Origin of the sequence: Mumia sp. zg.B53, from assembly GCF_019550935.1 — a bacterium.
GTDB lineage: Bacteria > Actinomycetota > Actinomycetes > Propionibacteriales > Nocardioidaceae > Mumia.
The window spans coordinates 327,459-343,241 of record NZ_JAHWCK010000006.1 but is presented as its reverse complement, the minus strand read 5'-3'; the positions used below and the strand labels follow the sequence as shown (position 1 = coordinate 343,241).

General features: G+C 71.1%; 17 protein-coding genes. 2 read left to right on the top strand and 15 right to left on the bottom strand.

The genetic code is table 11. The features are described from left to right. Positions 1 to 70: 70 nt before the first annotated feature. From KV102_RS18770 to infC, 14 genes are all read right to left on the bottom strand, one after another. Positions 71 to 1,276: an argininosuccinate synthase gene (locus tag KV102_RS18770; protein WP_255561220.1), complete on the bottom strand. Its 1,206-nt coding sequence runs from the start codon at positions 1,274 to 1,276 to the stop codon at positions 71 to 73. Then, entirely contained in the window at positions 1,273 to 1,827 is a 555-nt protein-coding gene (locus KV102_RS18765; RefSeq protein ID WP_220347183.1) for an arginine repressor, read from the bottom strand. The genes KV102_RS18770 and KV102_RS18765 overlap by 4 nt, the downstream gene beginning before the upstream one ends. Continuing rightward, the gene (argF, locus tag KV102_RS18760; RefSeq protein WP_220344680.1) at positions 1,824 to 2,756 is read right to left on the bottom strand and encodes an ornithine carbamoyltransferase; all 933 of its coding nucleotides are present in this window, start codon (positions 2,754 to 2,756) and stop codon (positions 1,824 to 1,826) included. Before argF ends, KV102_RS18765 begins: the two co-directional genes overlap by 4 nt. Further along, entirely contained in the window at positions 2,753 to 3,952 is a 1,200-nt protein-coding gene (locus KV102_RS18755) for an acetylornithine transaminase (RefSeq protein ID WP_220347182.1), read from the bottom strand. The genes argF and KV102_RS18755 overlap by 4 nt, the downstream gene beginning before the upstream one ends. Further along, on the bottom strand, positions 3,949 to 4,896 hold the full coding sequence (gene argB, locus KV102_RS18750) for an acetylglutamate kinase (protein WP_220347181.1): 948 nt from the start codon (positions 4,894 to 4,896) through the stop codon (positions 3,949 to 3,951). The genes KV102_RS18755 and argB overlap by 4 nt, the downstream gene beginning before the upstream one ends. Further along, positions 4,893 to 6,044 carry a bifunctional glutamate N-acetyltransferase/amino-acid acetyltransferase ArgJ gene (gene argJ / locus KV102_RS18745; protein ID WP_220347180.1) on the bottom strand — a complete coding sequence of 384 codons (1,152 nt, stop codon included), beginning with the start codon at positions 6,042 to 6,044 and terminating at the stop codon, positions 4,893 to 4,895. Before argJ ends, argB begins: the two co-directional genes overlap by 4 nt. Continuing rightward, positions 6,041 to 7,078, bottom strand: a complete 1,038-nt coding sequence (gene argC / locus KV102_RS18740; protein WP_220347179.1) for an N-acetyl-gamma-glutamyl-phosphate reductase — start codon at positions 7,076 to 7,078, stop codon at positions 6,041 to 6,043. The genes argJ and argC overlap by 4 nt, the downstream gene beginning before the upstream one ends. A 76-nt stretch (positions 7,079 to 7,154) precedes the next feature. Further along, on the bottom strand, positions 7,155 to 9,650 hold the full coding sequence (gene pheT, locus KV102_RS18735; protein ID WP_220347178.1) for a phenylalanine--tRNA ligase subunit beta: 2,496 nt from the start codon (positions 9,648 to 9,650) through the stop codon (positions 7,155 to 7,157). Beyond that, the gene (gene pheS, locus KV102_RS18730; RefSeq protein WP_220344674.1) at positions 9,650 to 10,753 is read right to left on the bottom strand and encodes a phenylalanine--tRNA ligase subunit alpha; all 1,104 of its coding nucleotides are present in this window, start codon (positions 10,751 to 10,753) and stop codon (positions 9,650 to 9,652) included. The genes pheT and pheS overlap by 1 nt, the downstream gene beginning before the upstream one ends. Before the next feature lie 115 nt (positions 10,754 to 10,868). Next, on the bottom strand, positions 10,869 to 11,918 hold the full coding sequence (locus KV102_RS18725) for an ATP-binding protein (protein WP_220344673.1): 1,050 nt from the start codon (positions 11,916 to 11,918) through the stop codon (positions 10,869 to 10,871). Then, positions 11,915 to 12,757, bottom strand: a complete 843-nt coding sequence (locus KV102_RS18720) for an RNA methyltransferase (protein ID WP_220347177.1) — start codon at positions 12,755 to 12,757, stop codon at positions 11,915 to 11,917. The genes KV102_RS18725 and KV102_RS18720 overlap by 4 nt, the downstream gene beginning before the upstream one ends. Positions 12,758 to 12,779: 22 nt before the next feature. Beyond that, a complete protein-coding gene (gene rplT, locus KV102_RS18715; protein WP_220344671.1) occupies positions 12,780 to 13,169 on the bottom strand; it encodes a 50S ribosomal protein L20 in 390 nt (129 codons plus the stop codon). 50 nt (positions 13,170 to 13,219) lie between these two features. Next, entirely contained in the window at positions 13,220 to 13,408 is a 189-nt protein-coding gene (locus KV102_RS18710; RefSeq protein ID WP_255559395.1) for a 50S ribosomal protein L35, read from the bottom strand. A gap of 10 nt (positions 13,409 to 13,418) precedes the next feature. Next, positions 13,419 to 14,063, bottom strand: a complete 645-nt coding sequence (infC, locus tag KV102_RS18705) for a translation initiation factor IF-3 (RefSeq protein ID WP_374106984.1) — start codon at positions 14,061 to 14,063, stop codon at positions 13,419 to 13,421. Between the two features lie 389 nt (positions 14,064 to 14,452). Here infC and KV102_RS18700 point away from each other — a divergent pair, with 389 nt between their 5' ends. Next, positions 14,453 to 14,746, top strand: a complete 294-nt coding sequence (locus tag KV102_RS18700; RefSeq protein WP_220347176.1) for a DUF4333 domain-containing protein — start codon at positions 14,453 to 14,455, stop codon at positions 14,744 to 14,746. A gap of 17 nt (positions 14,747 to 14,763) precedes the next feature. Here KV102_RS18700 and KV102_RS18695 read toward each other — a convergent pair whose 3' ends face one another. Continuing rightward, on the bottom strand, positions 14,764 to 15,237 hold the full coding sequence (locus tag KV102_RS18695) for an SseB family protein (RefSeq protein WP_301021532.1): 474 nt from the start codon (positions 15,235 to 15,237) through the stop codon (positions 14,764 to 14,766). A 65-nt stretch (positions 15,238 to 15,302) separates the two neighbouring features. Between KV102_RS18695 and KV102_RS18690 the strand changes: the two genes are divergently transcribed. Next, positions 15,303 to 15,767 (top strand): hypothetical protein, encoded by a 465-nt coding sequence (locus tag KV102_RS18690; protein ID WP_220347174.1) that lies wholly within the window; start codon positions 15,303 to 15,305, stop codon positions 15,765 to 15,767. The last annotated feature ends 16 nt before the right edge of the window (positions 15,768 to 15,783 follow it).

The following is a 15,783-nucleotide window of genomic DNA, read 5'->3' as shown; positions in this document are numbered from 1 at the left end:
CTCCGCTTCGCCGCCTCCCCGCCCGTTGCGTCGACCGGCTCGTCTCCCGCGACCTGCTCACCGGTCACGGTCACTCCCCCACCAACGCCCGGTCGCGCTTGCTGGCCAGCGTGCTCGACATGCCGAAGATCTCGATGAAGCCCTTGGCCATGCTCTGGTCGAACGTGTCGCCCTCGTCGTACGTCGCGAGGTTGAAGTCGTACAGGCTGGTGGCGGAGCGGCGACCGGTCACCGTGGCCTTGCCGGCGTGCAGCGTCATCCGGACCTCACCGGTCACCGCCTCCTGCGAGGACGCGATGAAGGCGTCCAACGAGTCCTTGAGCGGCGAGAACCACAGCCCGTCGTAGGCCAGCTCTCCCCAACGCTGGTCGACACCGCGCTTGAAGCGGGCGAGCTCGCGCTCGACGGTCACGTTCTCGAGCTCCATGTGGGCCGCGATCAGGGCCGCCGCGCCGGGCGCCTCGTAGATCTCACGGCTCTTGATGCCCACGAGCCGATCCTCGACCATGTCGATCCGGCCGACGCCCTGCGCGCCGGCACGGATGTTGAGCTGCTGGATCGCCTGGAGCATCGTCACCGGCTTGCCGTCGAGCGTGACCGGTGCTCCGGCCTCGAAGCCGATGACGACCTCGTCGGCGTCCCGCGGCTGGGCCGGGTCGGAGGTGTAGGAGTAGAGGTCCTCGATCGGACCGTTCCAGATGTCCTCGAGGAAGCCCGTCTCGACGGCGCGACCCCAGACGTTCTGGTCGATCGAGTACGGCGACTTCTTGGTGACGTCGATCGGGAGGTTGTGCTCGTCGGCGTAGGCGATGGCCTTCTCCCGCGTCCACGCGTAGTCGCGGACCGGGGCGATGACCTGGAGGTGCGGGGCGAGCGCCTTGGCGCCGACCTCGAAGCGCACCTGGTCGTTGCCCTTGCCGGTGCAGCCGTGCGAGATCGTCGTCGCACCGTGGTAGGTCGCGGCCTCCACGAGGTGCTTGACGATGAGCGGGCGCGAGAGCGCCGAGACCAGCGGGTAGCGGTCCTGGTAGAGCGCGTTGGCCCGGACCGCCGGAAGGCAGTAGTCCTCGGCGAACTCGTCCTTCGCATCGATCACGATCGACTCGACGGCGCCGCACGCCAGGGCGCGCTCGCGGACCACGTCCATGTCCTCGCCGCCCTGACCGACGTCGACGGCGACCGCGATCACCTCCGCGTCGGCCTCCTGGCCGAGCCAGCCGATCGCGACCGAGGTGTCGAGTCCGCCCGAGTAGGCGAGTACGACCCGTTCGCTCATGATGTCTCCTTGTTCTTCGCCGAGACACCGGTCTCGGCCGAGGTGAGTGTGTCGGGGCTTGCCAGGGCGCGGAACTCCTCCGCGACCTCCGGTCCCCCGGTCGGGTTCTTGCAGATCACCAGCACGCTGTCGTCCCCCGCGATCGTGCCGAGCAGGGCGCCCAGCGCCGCGTGGTCGATGGCCGAGGCCAAGAACTGCGCCGCGCCGGGCGGTGTTCGGAGGACGACCAGGTTGGCCGAGCCCTCCGCCGACACCAGCAGCTCGTTGCACAACCGGGCCAGCCGCGCGTTCGCCGAGACCGGCTCGACGGCCGGGCGGGGCGTACGGTCTCCGCCCTCTCCCGGGACGGCGTAGACGAGGCCGCCGCCCGGGTGCCGCACTCGCACGGCGTCCAGCTCGACGAGGTCGCGCGAGAGCGTCGACGGGTTGACCAGCACGCCGTCCTCGGCGAGGAGGTCGGCCAGGTCGGTCTGGGACCGGACGACGCGCGTCCGCAGGAGCTCGACGACTCTCTGCTGCCGCGCCGCCTTCGTGGCCGGGATCGTCGTCACGAGGCACCACCCGTACGAGCCAGCAGCCACACGAGGAGGGCCTTTTGCGCGTGGAGACGGTTCTCGGCCTCGTCCCAGACGACGCTCTGCGGTCCGTCGATGACGTCGGCGGCGATCTCGAGCCCTCGGTAGGCCGGCAGGCAGTGCAGGACGATCGCGTCGTCGGCGGCGCGCGCGAGCAGGTCCGCAGTGATGCCGTACCGGCTGAAGGTCGCAACCCGCTGCGCCTTCTCGTCCTCCTGGCCCATCGACACCCAGGTGTCGGTCGCCAGGACGTCGGCGCCCGACGCCGCCTCGACCGGGTCGGTGAGGACGGCGACGGAACCACCCGTGGAGGCGGCGATCCGGGCGGCGTCGTCGAGGACGTCGCCTCGGGGCGCATAGTCGTCCGGAGCACCGACCCGTACGTGCATCCCGGCGGTGGCACCGGCGAGGAGGTAGGAGTGCGCCATGTTGTTGGCGCCGTCACCGAGGTAGGTGAGGGTGAGCCCCGCCAGCGTGCCCTTGTGCTCGCGGACCGTCAGGAGGTCGGCGAGGAGCTGGCACGGGTGGAAGTCGTCGCTGAGCGCGTTCACCACCGGCACGCCGCTGACGGCAGCCATCTCGTCCAAGCCGGACTGGGCGAAGGTGCGCCACACGATCGCCGACACCATCCGCTCGAGCACCTTCGTGGTGTCCGCGACGCTCTCGCCCCGTCCCATCTGGCTGCTGCTTGCGTCGATGACCAGGGGACTGCCCCCGAGCGCCGCGACGCCCACGGCGAACGAGACGCGCGTCCGGGTGGAGGCCTTGTCGAAGATCACCGCGACCGTCTGCGGCCCGTCGAGCGGCCGCTGGGAGTACGGCGCCGCCTTGAGGGCGTCGGCCAGGTCCAGGACCTCGGTCTGCTCGGCAGGTGTCAGGTCGTCGTCCCGCAGGAAGTGCCTCATCCGTTCTCCCCCTCGCTGGCGTGCGTGTCGAGCACGCGCATGATCACCGCGACGGCCTCGTCGGCCTGCTCCGCGGTCAGGATCAACGGCGGCACGAGCCGCAGCCGTCGAGGAGTGGCGGCGTTGATCACGACGCCGCGCTCGAGAACTGCGGCCTGCACCTGCGGCGCCACCGGAGCGTGCAGCCCGATGCCGATGAGAAGGCCGGCGCCCGAGACGTCGGTGACCATCGGGTGATCGGCCAGCGCGGCGCGCAGCCTCTCCCCTGTCGCGGTCGCCTGCGCCAGGAGCCCTTCACCCTCGATCGTGTCCAGCACGGCGTGGGCAGCCGCTGCGGCGACCGGGTTGCCGCCGAACGTCGTACCGTGGTTGCCGGGCTGGAGCAGCTCACCAGCCTCACCGACGGCGATGCAGGCGCCGATGGGGATCCCGCCGCCGAGGCCCTTCGCGAGCGTCACGACGTCGGGCACGATGCCTTCGGTGCTGTGCGCGAACCACGCGCCCGTGCGACCGATGCCGGTCTGCACCTCGTCGAGCCACAGCAGGGCTCCGTGGCTGCTCGTGATCTCGCGCGCGGCGGCCAGGTAGCCGGCACCGGGCACCACCGCTCCGGCCTCGCCCTGGATGGGCTCCAGCACGACCGCGGCCACGGTGTCGTCCACCGCTGCCCGCAGCGCCTCCACGTCACCGTAGGGAACGAACGTGACCTCGCCCGGGAGCGGCTCGAACGGCGCCCGGTAGGCCTCCTTGCTGGTGAGCGCGAGCGCACCCATGGTGCGTCCGTGGAAGCCGCCGACGGCCGCCACGAGGCGGGTGCGACCGGTCCGCCGTGTCAGCTTGAACGCGGCCTCGTTGGCCTCGGTGCCCGAGTTGGTGAAGAACACCTTGCCGTCGGTCCCGAGCAGTGCCAGGAGCCGCTCGGCCAGGCTCACCTGGGGCTCGCTGGCAAAGAAGTTGGAGATGTGACCGAGGGTGCCGATCTGCGCGGTCACCGCCTTGACCACCGCAGGGTGGGCGTGCCCCAGCACGTTGACGGCAATGCCTGCGAGCAGGTCGAGGTAGCGGTTGCCGTCGGCGTCCCAGACGTACGCGCCCTCGCCACGCACGAGAACGCGCTGCGGAGGACCGAAGGTGTTCATGACTGCGCCGGAGTAGCGCTCGAGCCACTCCTGCTGGTTGGTGCTCTCGGCACTCATGCCTGCCTCCTCAACGCGGTCCGTACCTTGGTCTCCGCCTCGGGGAGGACCTGCGTCCCGACACCCTCGTCGGTGAAGATCTCCAGCAGCACGGCATGCGGCTCCCGGCCGTCGACGACCGTTGCTCGTGGCACTCCCCCTCGTACGGCCTGGGCGCACGCGCCCATCTTGGGGACCATGCCGGAGGCGAGGCTCGGCATCAGGTCCTCCAGTGCGTCCACGCCGATCTCACCGATCACGTCGTCGCTGTCGGGCCAGTCGCGGTAGAGGCCTTCGACGTCGGTCAGGACGAGCAGCTTCTCGGCACCGAGCGCGACCGCGAGCGCGGCGGCGGCGGTGTCGGCGTTGACGTTGTGGACCTGGCCCGACGCGTCTGGGGCCACCGACGAGACCACCGGGACGCGTCCGGCCTCGATCAGGTCGAGAACCGCCTCCGGACGCACCTCGCTCACGGTGCCTACGAGTCCGAGGTCGACCTCCTCGCCGTCGACGACGGCGCCGGTCGCGACCGCGGTGAAGAGTCCGGCGTCCTCGCCCGACAATCCGACGGCGACAGGTCCATGGGCGTTGAGGAGCCCGACGAGCTCACGGCCGACCTGGCCGACGAGCACCATGCGGACCACCTCCATCGCCTCGGGCGTGGTCACCCGCAGCCCGCTTCGGAACTCCGAACGGATGTCGAGCCGGTCGAGCATCGTCGAGATCTGCGGCCCACCGCCGTGGACCACCACCGGCCGGAAGCCGGCGTAGCGCAGGAACATCACGTCCTCGGCGAACGCCCGCTTGAGCTCGTCGTCGACCATGGCGTTGCCGCCGTACTTCACGACGATGATCTTGCCGTGGTACTTCATCAGCCACGGCAGCGCATCGGCCAGGATCGCGGCCTTCTCGGTCTTCCGCTTCCAGTGGGCCGGGACGTTGGTCGTCAGGTCGGTGCCGCTCATGAGGAGTACGCCGAGTTCTCGTGGACGTAGGAGTGCGTGAGGTCGTTGGTCCAGATCGTCCCCGCGGCGGACCCGGCCTTCAGATCGATCGTGACCGTGACCGCCCTCGGCTCCAGGTCGACCTTCTCCCGCGGGTCTCCTGGGCCACTGTTCCGGCAGACCCAGACCCCGTTGATCGCAACGTCGAGGTCGGCGGGATCGAACGCCGCTGCGGTGGTGCCGACCGAGGCGAGGATGCGCCCCCAGTTGGGGTCCCGGCCGAAGATCGCGGCCTTGAACAAGGCACTGCGCGAGACGGCCCTGCCCACCTCCAGCGCGTCGGCCTCCGAGGCCGCGTTGACCACGTCGATCGCGATGTCGTGGTCGGCGCCCTCGGCGTCGGAGAGCAGCTGGAGCGCGAGGTCGCGGCACAGCGTCTCCAGCTGGCCCTGGACCTCGGCGAGGTCCGGCTCTACGCCGGACGCGCCGTTGGCCATCAGGAGGACGGTGTCGTTGGTGGACTGGCAGCCGTCTGAGTCGAGCCGGTCGAAGCTGCGTGCGGTGGCGTGCCGGAGGACGGTGTCGCACTCCTCGGAACTCAGGACGGCGTCGGTGGTGATCACGACGAGCATCGTCGCCAGAGACGGGGCGAGCATGCCTGCGCCCTTGGCCATCGCTCCGAAGGTGTATCCCGCACCCTCGAGCACGACCTGCTTCGGGCGGGTGTCGGTCGTCATGATCGCCCGCGCCGCGTCGGGCCCGGCCTCGGCGTCGAGGGACGCGACGGCCGTCCGGACCCCGGCGAGCAGGTCGTCGCGGTCGTTGAGCAGACCGATCAGGCCGGTCGAGGCCACCTGGACCTCGATCGGCGCGATCCCGAGCAGCCCGGCGGCCGTCTCGGCGGTCAGGTGGGTCGTCGCGAACCCTTCCGTCCCGGTGTAGCAGTTGGCTCCCCCGGAGTTGATGACGACCGCACGGGCGCTCCCGGCCTTGATCGCCTGCTCGCTCCAGAGGACGGGGTTGGCCTTGCAGCGGTTGGCCGTGAAGACGGCGGCGGCACCGGCGCGAGGGCCGTCGTTGACCACGACGGCGACGTCGGGCTCACCGGTCGACTTGAGACCGGCGACGACGCCGGCGGCACGGAAGCCTTGAGGTGCGGTCACGCTCACGGCGCCACCCCGACGACCGGCAGACCGAGCGTCTCGGGAAGCCCGAGCGCGAGGTTCATGGACTGGATCGCCGTGCCGGCCGTCCCCTTGGTCAGGTTGTCGATCGCCCCGACCGCGACGACCCTCCCGACCCTGGTGTCGACCGCGACCTGGACGTGGACGCTGTTGGACCCGAGCACGGCCTTGGTGGCCGGCCACTGCCCCTCGGGGAGCAGGTGGACGAAGGGCTCGTCGGCGTAGGCCTTCTCGTACGCCACCCGGACCGCGTCGGCGTCGACTCCGGCTGCGAGCGGAGCGCTTGCCGTGGCGAGGATCCCCCGTGACATCGGGGCGAGGACGGGAGTGAAGGAGACGCGTGCGTCGGCGGCACCGGCGCGCCGCAGGTTCTGCTCGATCTCCGGCGTGTGCCGGTGAACTCCCCCGACGCCGTAGACCGAGGCCTGCCCCATCACCTCCGATCCCAGGAGGTGCGGCTTGAGCGACCTGCCCGCGCCCGAGGTACCCGTGGCGGCGACAACGACCACCTCGGGCTCGACGAGGCTCTCGGCGACCGCCGGCAGGATGCTGAGCGTGGTGACGGTCGGGAAGCAGCCCGGCGCGGCGATCCGGCGTGCGCCCGCCAGCCGGTCGCGCTGACCGGGAAGCTCGGGCAGGCCGTACGGCCACGTGCCGGCGTGCTCGCCGCCGTAGAACGCGGTCCACTCGTCGGGGTCGTCCAGACGGAAGTCGGCGCCGCAGTCGACCACGAGGACGTCGTCGCCCAGCTCCCCCGCGAGCGCGGCGGACGCGCCGTGCGGGAGGCCGAGGAACACGACGTCGTGACCGGCGAGGGTCTCAGGCGTGGTGTCAACGAGCGTGCGTCCGGCGAGCGGGGTCAGGTGCGGGTGGTGGGCACCGAGCGCGGTCCCGGCGCTCGATCCGGCGGTGAGGGCCCCGATCTCGACCTCGGGATGGCCGAGGAGCAGCCGGAGGACCTCGCCACCGGCGTACCCGCTCGCTCCTGCGACGGCGATCGTGAGGGAAGCCATGTGCATAGTCTTGCAGCCCATTGCAAAGTCCTGCAAGGCGGGGTGGGGGTGGTGCCAGTCGTCCGGCCCCACCCCTCTCCCGTCAGGTGCGCTGAACCGCTCCGGTGACCTCGCCGGCGCGGGCAACGGCCGCGTCTCGTACGGTCGCCGTCTCGGCCTCGGTCAGCGTGCGCTCGGGCGCCCGCATCCGCAGCGCGAAGGCCAGGGACTTGTGCCCCGCGGGCACCTGCTCGCCGGTGTAGACGTCGAAGAGTCGCACCGACTCCACCAGGTCGCCGCCACCCTCGAGGAGGGCGTCGGCCACGTCCTGGCTGGGGACGGACTCCGCGACGACGAGGGCCACGTCCTCCTTGGCGACGGGATACGTCGAGAAGGAGGGCCGCGGGCCGAGCTCCGGCGCCGCACCCAGGATCGCGTCGAGATCGACCTCGGCCGCGACGGTGCGGGCCGGGACGCCGTAGGCGCGACAGACACGGGGGTGCAGCTCCCCGGCGAACCCGACCGGCGCACCGTCGACGCGCAGGACAGCCGTACGGCCGGGGTGCCATGGCGCAGGCACCTCACCGCCGCCGACCGCCAGGTCGACGTGCACCGCGGACGCCACGCGGCGGACGGCCTCGACGGCGTCGGCCCACTGCACGCGACGGCCGTCGCCCCACCAGCCGGCCCGCTCGCGACGACCGGTCGCCGCCAGCACCAGGTGCAGAGGCTGGTCGGGCAGAGCCTCGTCGAAGGCGGCGTACTCCTCCGCGCTCGGCGCCCGGTCGACGCCGTAGACCGGGGCCTCCGGTGCGGACTCCTTGGGCAGGAAGACGCGGCCGGTCTCGAAGATCGCCACGTCGTCGTGCCCGCGCCCGACGTTGAGGGCGAGGGCCTTCATGGCGCCCGTCATCAGGGTGGTCGTCAGGCCGGGCTCCTCCGCGGAGAGCGGGTTCTCGAGGAGGACCTGGTCGCGCCGAGGATCGTCCTCGGGGATGCCGAGCTGGTCGAAGTCGGCGGGCCCCGCGAACGGGAACGTCTTGACCTCGACGTAACCGGCTCCGGCGAGCACCAGCCCAGCACGCCGTCGCAGACGCTGCTGGGTGCTCAGCCCGCGGCCGGCCGGGGCGTGCGGCAGCACGGACGGGACCTTGTCGTAGCCCACGTAGCGCAGCACCTCCTCCACGACGTCGTACGGGTCGGTGAGGTCCAGGCGCCACGAGGGTGGCACGACGTGGAGGGTGCCCGCCTCGTGCTCGACCGTGCACGCGTTGGCCTCCAGGGCACGCACCGCCGTCTCGGCATCGACGTCGACACCGGAGATCCGCGCCGGAAGATCGTCGGCGAGCGAGATCTGGGGCGCCGCAGGCGGCGTCCCGACCGATGTGAGGCCGTCGGAGATCCGACCTCCGCCGTGCTCCACGAGCAGCTCGGCCACCCGCTGGGCGGCGTACGGCGGCAGTGCCGGGTCGACCCCGCGCTCGAACCGACGGGACGCCTCGCTGCCGAGGCGCTGCAGCCGGGCCGTGCGCGCGATCGTCGGGGGGTCGAAGTGCGCCGCCTCGATGACGATGTCCGTCGTGCCGGCAGCGAGCTCTGTCGTCTGACCACCCATCACCCCGGCCAGACCGATCGGGCCGGAGTCGTCGGTGATCAACAGGTCGTCCGGCGTCACGTCGCGCACCACGTCGTCGAGGGTCGTGACCTTCTCCCCCGGACGTCCGCGGCGCACGGTGATCGGACCCGTCAACGCGCTGCGGTCGTAGCCGTGGATCGGCTGACCCAGCTCGAGCATGACGTAGTTGGTGACATCGACCGCCAGCGAGATGGGACGCATGCCCATCAGCTCCAGCCGGCGTGCCATCCAGCGAGGGGTGGGCCGCGTCGGGTCGAAACCCGTGACCGTCCGGGTGACGAAGACCGGACAGGCGAGCGGGTCCTCGACGACGACCGGGTACGCGTCGGACCCGTCGCTCGGGACCTCGATCGCCGCCGGGTCGCGGAAGCCGACCTCGTAGCCCATCGCGGCGTCACGGGCGACGCCACGCAACGACAGCGCGTACGCACGGTCGGGGTTGACCTCCAGGTCGAGCACGTCCTCGCGGAGGCCGAGCAGCGCGATCGCGTCGTCACCGACCTCGGCGGAACCCTCGGGCAGCACGATGATCCCGTCGGGGTCACCCGCCGTCCCCAGCTCGGCACCCGAGCAGATCATGCCGTCCGAGACGTGGCCGTACGTCTTGCGCGAGCTGATCGCGAACGGTCCGGGCAGCACCGACCCCGGGAGGGCGACGACGACCAGGTCACCGGGACCGAAGTTGTGGGCGCCGCAGACGATGCCACGGGGCGCGCCGTCGGCGGCGTTGTGGTCCGGGCCGACGTCGACCGAGCACCAGTTGATCGTCTTGCCGTTCTTCTGCGGCTCGGGCTCGGCCGACAGCACCCGACCGACGACGATCGGACCCGAGATGTCGGCGCCGACGGCGTCGATCTCCTCGAGCTTGAGGTCGAGCATGGTGAGCCGGTCGGCCAGTGCGGCAGTGCTCAGGTCGGTCGGCAGGTCGGCGTACTCCCTCAGCCACGAGACTGGGACGCGCATCAGATCTCCACTCCGAACGGTTCGGTGAACCGGACGTCTCCGTCGAACAGGTCGCGCAGGTCGGCGATGTCGTACCGGCCGGTGATCGTCCGGTCGAGCCCGATCCCGAAGGCGAAGCCGGTGTAGCGCTCGGGGTCCACGCCGTTGGCGATCAGCACCCGCGGGTTCACGACGCCGCAGCCGCCCCACTCGACCCAGCCCTCGCCCTTGCACGTCCGGCAGTCGGCGACCGTGGCGGGATCGTTGTGGCAGACGTAGCAGAGCAGGTCCATCTCGGCGCTCGGCTCGGTGAACGGGAAGTAGGAAGGACGGAACCGCGTCGTCATGCCCTCGCCGTAGATCGCCTGCGCGAAGTGGTCGAGGGTGCCCTTGAGGTGGGCCATCGACAGACCCTCGTCGATCGCGAGGCCCTCGACCTGGTGGAACACCGGCGAGTGCGTGGCGTCGAGCTCGTCGGTGCGGAAGACCCGCCCCGGCACCACGACGTAGATCGGCGGCTTCCGGGTGAGCATGGTCCGCGCCTGCACGGGCGAGGTGTGCGTGCGCAGCACCATCGCGGCCTTGTGCGGGGCGACCCAGAACGTGTCCTGCATCGTACGAGCGGGGTGGTCCGGTCCCAGGTTGAGCGCGTCGAAGTTGAGCCACTCCGCCTCGACCTCGGGCCCCTCGGCGACCTCCCAGCCCATCGCCACGAAGATGTCGGCGACGCGCTCCTGGATGGTCGTCAGCGGGTGACGCGCACCGACGGGCTCGCGGTCGGTCGGCAGCGTGACGTCGACCGTCTCCTCGGCGAGCATGCGCGCCTCGGCCTCGACCTCGAGCACGGCCGTACGCTCGGCGATCGCCTCCGCGAGGGCCTTGCGGGCCTGGCCGACACGCATGCCGGCGTCCTTGCGGGCCTGCGGCGGGAGCGCGCCGATCTCGCGGTTGGCGAGTGCCAGCGGCGAACGGTCTCCGGCGTGGTCGAGGCGCACCTGCTTGAGCGCCTCGAGCGAGTCTGCGGCCGCGACCGCAGCGAGAGCCGCGTCACGCATCGCCGCGACCTCCTCAGGCTGCAGCGGCGAGACCTCGACCGGGTCGTAGTCGCTGTTGGGTCCGGACATGGTCACCTTTCTTCGGCACGGGACGTCGGCCCCGGCGCTGCTCGCGCGGCACCGAACACGTCCTCGGCTCCTGCGTCGTCCCGTCTGGTCAAGTCTAGGGAGGTTGTCGAACCCGTTATCCCCGCGGGCCGTCGCGGAGCACCTCGGGCACGTTCTCGGGGAACCAGACCCCCACGCACGCGCCTCCCTTGTCACCGTCGCAGACCTCGATCTCGCCCCCGTGGGCGTCGACCACGCCCTTGACGATGTAGAGGCCGAGGCCCGTGCCGCCCCGGTCGCCCGAGCGCCAGAAGCGGGTGAACATCCGCGCGCGGATCTCCTCGGGGATCCCGGGTCCGAAGTCGAAGATCTCGAACGCCACTCCGTCGGGGAAGCGCGACGGGCGCCTCACGACGATCTCTCGGACACCCATCCCGTGCCGCTGGGCGTTCTCCACCAGGTTGGTCACGACCTGCGCGAACCGGTCGGGGTCGACCCACACCTTGGGCAGGTCCTCGTCGGCGGTCACCTCGAGCGTGAGGCCGCTCCCGGCCGCGACGTTCTCCAGGATCCGTCGTGTCTCCTCGGCCAGGTCGACCGGCTGCGGGCGCAGCGTGAGCCGCCCGGAGTCGATCCGTGCGGCGTCGAGAAGGTCGGTGATCAGACGCGAGAGGCGGTCGGCGTCGGAGTCGACGGTCTCGAGCATCAGCTGACGCTGCTCGTCGGAGAAGCGGTCCCAGTTGTTGAGGAGCGTGGCCGTGAACCCCTTGACGCCGGTCAACGGCGAGCGCAGCTCGTGGGCCACCGTCGCGACGAGGTCGGATCGTGCGCGGTCACGGTGGGCTCGTGCCTTCGCGGTGCGCAGGCACACAACGACCTCGCGGACGGGCTGGCGCGGGGCGTCACGGTGGAGCGTCGCGGTCACGAGGATCTCGACCCCGGACTGGGTGTGCCAGCTGGACTCCGAGAGCCGGGTGCGCGTCGACAGCCCGGTGTAGGGGCGCATGCAGTCGAACCAGCAGTTGCCGGCCAGGTCGTCGAGCGGGAGGGCGTCGGAGAGGTGGAGCCCGATCAGCTCCTCGGCGCTGCGCTGGAGCATCCGGGACGCCGCCGCGTTGACACGGAACACCGTGCCGTCGGCGTCGGCGAGCACGACCCCGTCGGGAAGCAGGTCGACGTCGATCATGGCCGCCGTCCCTCGGCCGGGGTCGTACGCCCGGCGCGTGCGGAGGCGTACAGGCAGACCGCGGCGGCGGTGGCCAGGTTGAGGCTCTCGGCGCGGCCGAAGATCGGCACCGCGACGACCGTGTCGGCGAGCGCGCGGGTGGCGGCGGGCAGCCCCCATGCCTCGTTGCCGAACAGCCACGCCGTCGGGCCGTCGAGCAGGCCGCTCTGCTCGGCGGCGAAGAGATCGACGTCGGCGACCCCGTCTGCGGCGAGGACTCGGAGTCCGACGGCCTGCAGCGCCGACACAGCCGCGGCCGTGTCGCGCTCCACCACCACGTCGAGGTGGAAGAGGCTGCCGACGCTGGCGCGGACCGCCTTGGGGTTGTAGGGGTCGACCGAGTCGCCCAGCAGGATCACCGCGTCGGCACCAGCGGCGTCCGCGCACCGTACGACCGCGCCGGCGTTGCCGGGGTCGCGAACCTCCGCGCAGACCGCGACCAGGCGCGGGGAACGCTCGAGCACCGAGGAGAGCGGGACGTCGAGGTAGTCACAGACCGCGACCACGCCCTGCGGCGACACCGTCTCGCTGATCGCCGCGACCACCTGGTCGTCGACGACCTGCCAGCGGGATCCCGCAGCCGCGACCAGCTCGGGGTAGCGGGCGGTGACGTCCGGGGTCGCGTAGACCTCGCGGACGAGGCCGGCCTCTCGCGTCGCGGCGTCGAGCGCCTCGCGGACGGCCTGCGGCCCCTCGGCGAGGAAGGCCCGCTCCTTCTCCCGGAAACGCCGCGTGGCGAGCCTGCGGGCAGCCTTCACCCTCCCCGTACGGGGGGTGAGGACGTGCTCGGGACTCGCCACGTTGCGTACGCAGAAGCCTGAATCAGGCCGCGGCGTCCTTCGGCTTGTTGACGTCGTCGGGGAGGCTGGCCTTCGCCGACTCGACCAGAGCCGCGAAGGCGCCCGGATCGCTGATCGCCAGGTCGGCGAGGATCTTGCGGTCGACCTCGATGCCGGCCAGGCGAAGACCCTGGATGAAGCGGTTGTAAGTCAGGCCGTGCTGACGGACGCCGGCGTTGATGCGGGTGATCCAGAGGCGACGGAAGTCGCCCTTCTTGGCGCGGCGGTCACGGTAGCTGTAGACCAGCGAGTGGGTGACCTGCTCCTTGGCCTTGCGATACAGGCGCGAACGCTGTCCGCGGTAGCCGGATGCGCGCTCGAGCGTCTCGCGGCGCTTCTTGGCTGCGTTGACGGAACGCTTGACGCGTGCCATGGGTTACTCCTCGTTCGGTGTGACTCGGGTGCGGCGTGCGAGGTCTCGGCTCAGAGGCCGAGCATCTTCTTCACGCGGGGGACGTCAGCCTTCGCGATCGGCTGGTCGCCGCTCTCGAGGCGGGTGCGCGCCGTGTTGGACTTCTGCATCAGGTGGGTACGACGACGGCCGTGCTTGTGCACGAGCTTGCCGGTGCCCGTCACCTTGACGCGCTTCTTCATGCCCGAGTTGCGCTTCATCTTCGGCATCTCATGCCTCCATGTCGGGGTCGATGTTCTCCGAGCGCTTGCGCGGCTTCTTGGCCGACACAGGCTGCTCGCTCGCGTCACGCTGCGCCTTGTCGAACTCTCGGTCGGCGTCGCGCTCGGCTGCCCGCTCGGCTGCGAGACGATCCTTCGCCTCCTTGGCCTCCACACGGGCTTCGGACTTCTTCTTGTGCGGTGCCACGACCATCGTCATGTTGCGGCCGTCCTGACGAGGGGACGCCTCGACGAAGCCGAGCTCCTCGATGTCGCCGGCGAGGCGCTGGAGGAGACGGAAGCCGAGCTCGGGCCGGCTCTGCTCGCGACCGCGGAACATGATCGTGATCTTGACCTTGTCGCCCTGCTTGAGGAACCGCTCGACGTGACCCTTCTTGGTGTCGTAGTCGTGCTGGTCGATCTTGGGGCGCAGCTTCATCTCTTTGATGATGGTGTGCGTCTGGTTGCGCCGGGACTCGCGTGCCTTCTGGGCGGTCTCGTACTTGAACTTGCCGTAGTCCATCAGGCGGCAGACCGGCGGGCGGGCCGTCGGAGCGACCTCGACCAGGTCGAGGTCGGACTCCTGAGCCAGCCGCAGGGCATCGTCGAGTCGGACGATGCCGACCTGTTCGCCGTTGGGTCCGACGAGACGCACCTCGTTGGCGCGAATGCGGTCGTTGACGCGCAGTTCTGTGGTGATGGGTCCTCCTGGGTTCGTACCGGTCGGTTCGTCGTGCGACGACCACCGTGAACGAAAAAATGGCCTTCGCTTGCGAAGCGAAGGCCAGGGTCCCCACGCATGAGATGCGCGCTGTCTCCTCGACGGTCCGGAGGACGTCTCGGTGACGAAGAACCCGACGATCCGAAGATCGCCCAGGTGGGAGTGGTCTCCACTTCGACGGCCCACAGTAGCAGACGGTCCGAACCGACCGAAATCCGACGGGGATCGTGCCGAGCACCACCGTCCAGGGTCAGAGCCTGCGACAGATTTGTTAGGCTTCCGCGCGTCCCCGGCCCTCCCCGGGACATGACCGAGGAGCAGTCGTGAGGATCCCCCTGCGTGTCGTGGCCGTCTGCGGCGCAGCCGCCCTGCTCTCCGCCTGCGGGAGCGAGCCGATCGACGCCGACCGCCTCGAGCAGCGCATCAGGACAGGGTACGAGCGCCAGGTCGAAGGGACCACGGTGAAGTCCGTCACGTGCCCCAGCTCGCTCAAGCGGGAGCCCGGCGTCACCGCCACCTGCCGCCTCACGCTCTCGACGGGTGTGTCCGGGACGGTCGACATCCGTGTGCGTGACGACAAGAAGATCGAGTGGAAGGTCGCCGGCGCCGCGGGCTGAGGCCAGGGACCCGCGGGCTAGGAGTGCCGGGTCCAGCCCCACGAGCCGCCGACCAGGACCAGCTCGTCGCCGGCGGCGAGGTGCTCGAGGTCGTCGGTCTCCACCACCACCGGCACGGTGCCGGCGAGGTCGAGAAGCAGCGCCGTGGCGCCCTCTGCGAGCGCGGCGCGTGCCGCCTCGCGGGCCCACACCGGCACCGGACGCGCCTCGGGGCGCCAGCGCCGGAGCGTCTCGAGCGCGCTGAACGCGAGGAGACCCTTGCGGCCGTCCGCCCCCGTGAGCATGACCGTCGCCATGTCGGCTTCCTTGTCGCCGTCGGTGGCCGTCTCACCCCGTACGGCGACGACCGGGACCAGCACCCGGGCGCGGGCGAGGGCGACCAGGACAGGCCCGAGGTCACCGTCGGCGTCATACGTCGTCAACGCAGCAGCGAGGCCCGGATCGACCGAGCCGTCGTCGCCCGGGAACGCGGGTTCAGCCAGAGATGCCACACCCACCACGCTAACCGGTGGGCACGACCGCACCTGCTCCGAGGTCGGTGCGGCAGACTGGGGGCATGACCGCCGATGCCGTCACCCTGCTCCCCTGGGCAGCCCTGCTGTCCGCGATCGCCGTCTTCTTCGCGTGGCGGGCGTGGAAGGCAGGCGACCGTGCCGCCGTGGTCCGGCGCGTCGGATGGGCGCTGGTGCCATGGGCGCTCTGGCTCGTAGGGGCGCTGAAGCTCGTCGTACGCATCGGGTCCGCCGTCGCCGACTGGGCGGCCGGGTTCGTCTTCCGGCCCTCCGTCTGGCTCGGCATCGCCCTCGCGATCGTCGCGGTGCTGTTGATCGTCGCGGGGTCGCGGGGCCGCGGCAAGAGTCGTGCCGTCGAGGGCGGTGCGCCCACGAGGGACGCCCCGGCGGTGGGGGCCGCGCCGAGCGCGCGCCGGAAGAAGGGCAGCCCGAAGAAGGGCGGCGCCACGGCGCAGGACGACGACCTCGCCGAGATCGAGGACATCCTGCGACGGCACGGCATCGAGTAGCCGTCGCAGGTCGCCC

Bases quoted from the DNA above. Each gene is read 5' to 3' on its own strand.
- KV102_RS18770 (WP_255561220.1), bottom strand. From the start codon at position 1,276: ATGAGCGAACGGGTCGTACTCGCCTACTCGGGCGGACTCGACACCTCG.
- argF (WP_220344680.1), bottom strand. From the start codon at position 2,756: ATGAGGCACTTCCTGCGGGACGACGACCTGACACCTGCCGAGCAGACC.
- KV102_RS18755 (WP_220347182.1), bottom strand. From the start codon at position 3,952: ATGAGTGCCGAGAGCACCAACCAGCAGGAGTGGCTCGAGCGCTACTCC.
- argB (WP_220347181.1), bottom strand. From the start codon at position 4,896: ATGAGCGGCACCGACCTGACGACCAACGTCCCGGCCCACTGGAAGCGG.
- argC (WP_220347179.1), bottom strand. From the start codon at position 7,078: ATGCACATGGCTTCCCTCACGATCGCCGTCGCAGGAGCGAGCGGGTAC.
- pheT (WP_220347178.1), bottom strand. From the start codon at position 9,650: ATGCGCGTCCCAGTCTCGTGGCTGAGGGAGTACGCCGACCTGCCGACC.
- pheS (WP_220344674.1), bottom strand. From the start codon at position 10,753: ATGTCCGGACCCAACAGCGACTACGACCCGGTCGAGGTCTCGCCGCTG.
- KV102_RS18725 (WP_220344673.1), bottom strand. From the start codon at position 11,918: ATGATCGACGTCGACCTGCTTCCCGACGGGGTCGTGCTCGCCGACGCC.
- rplT (WP_220344671.1), bottom strand. From the start codon at position 13,169: ATGGCACGCGTCAAGCGTTCCGTCAACGCAGCCAAGAAGCGCCGCGAG.
- KV102_RS18710 (WP_255559395.1), bottom strand. From the start codon at position 13,408: ATGAAGCGCAACTCGGGCATGAAGAAGCGCGTCAAGGTGACGGGCACC.
- KV102_RS18690 (WP_220347174.1), top strand. From the start codon at position 15,303: ATGACCGCCGATGCCGTCACCCTGCTCCCCTGGGCAGCCCTGCTGTCC.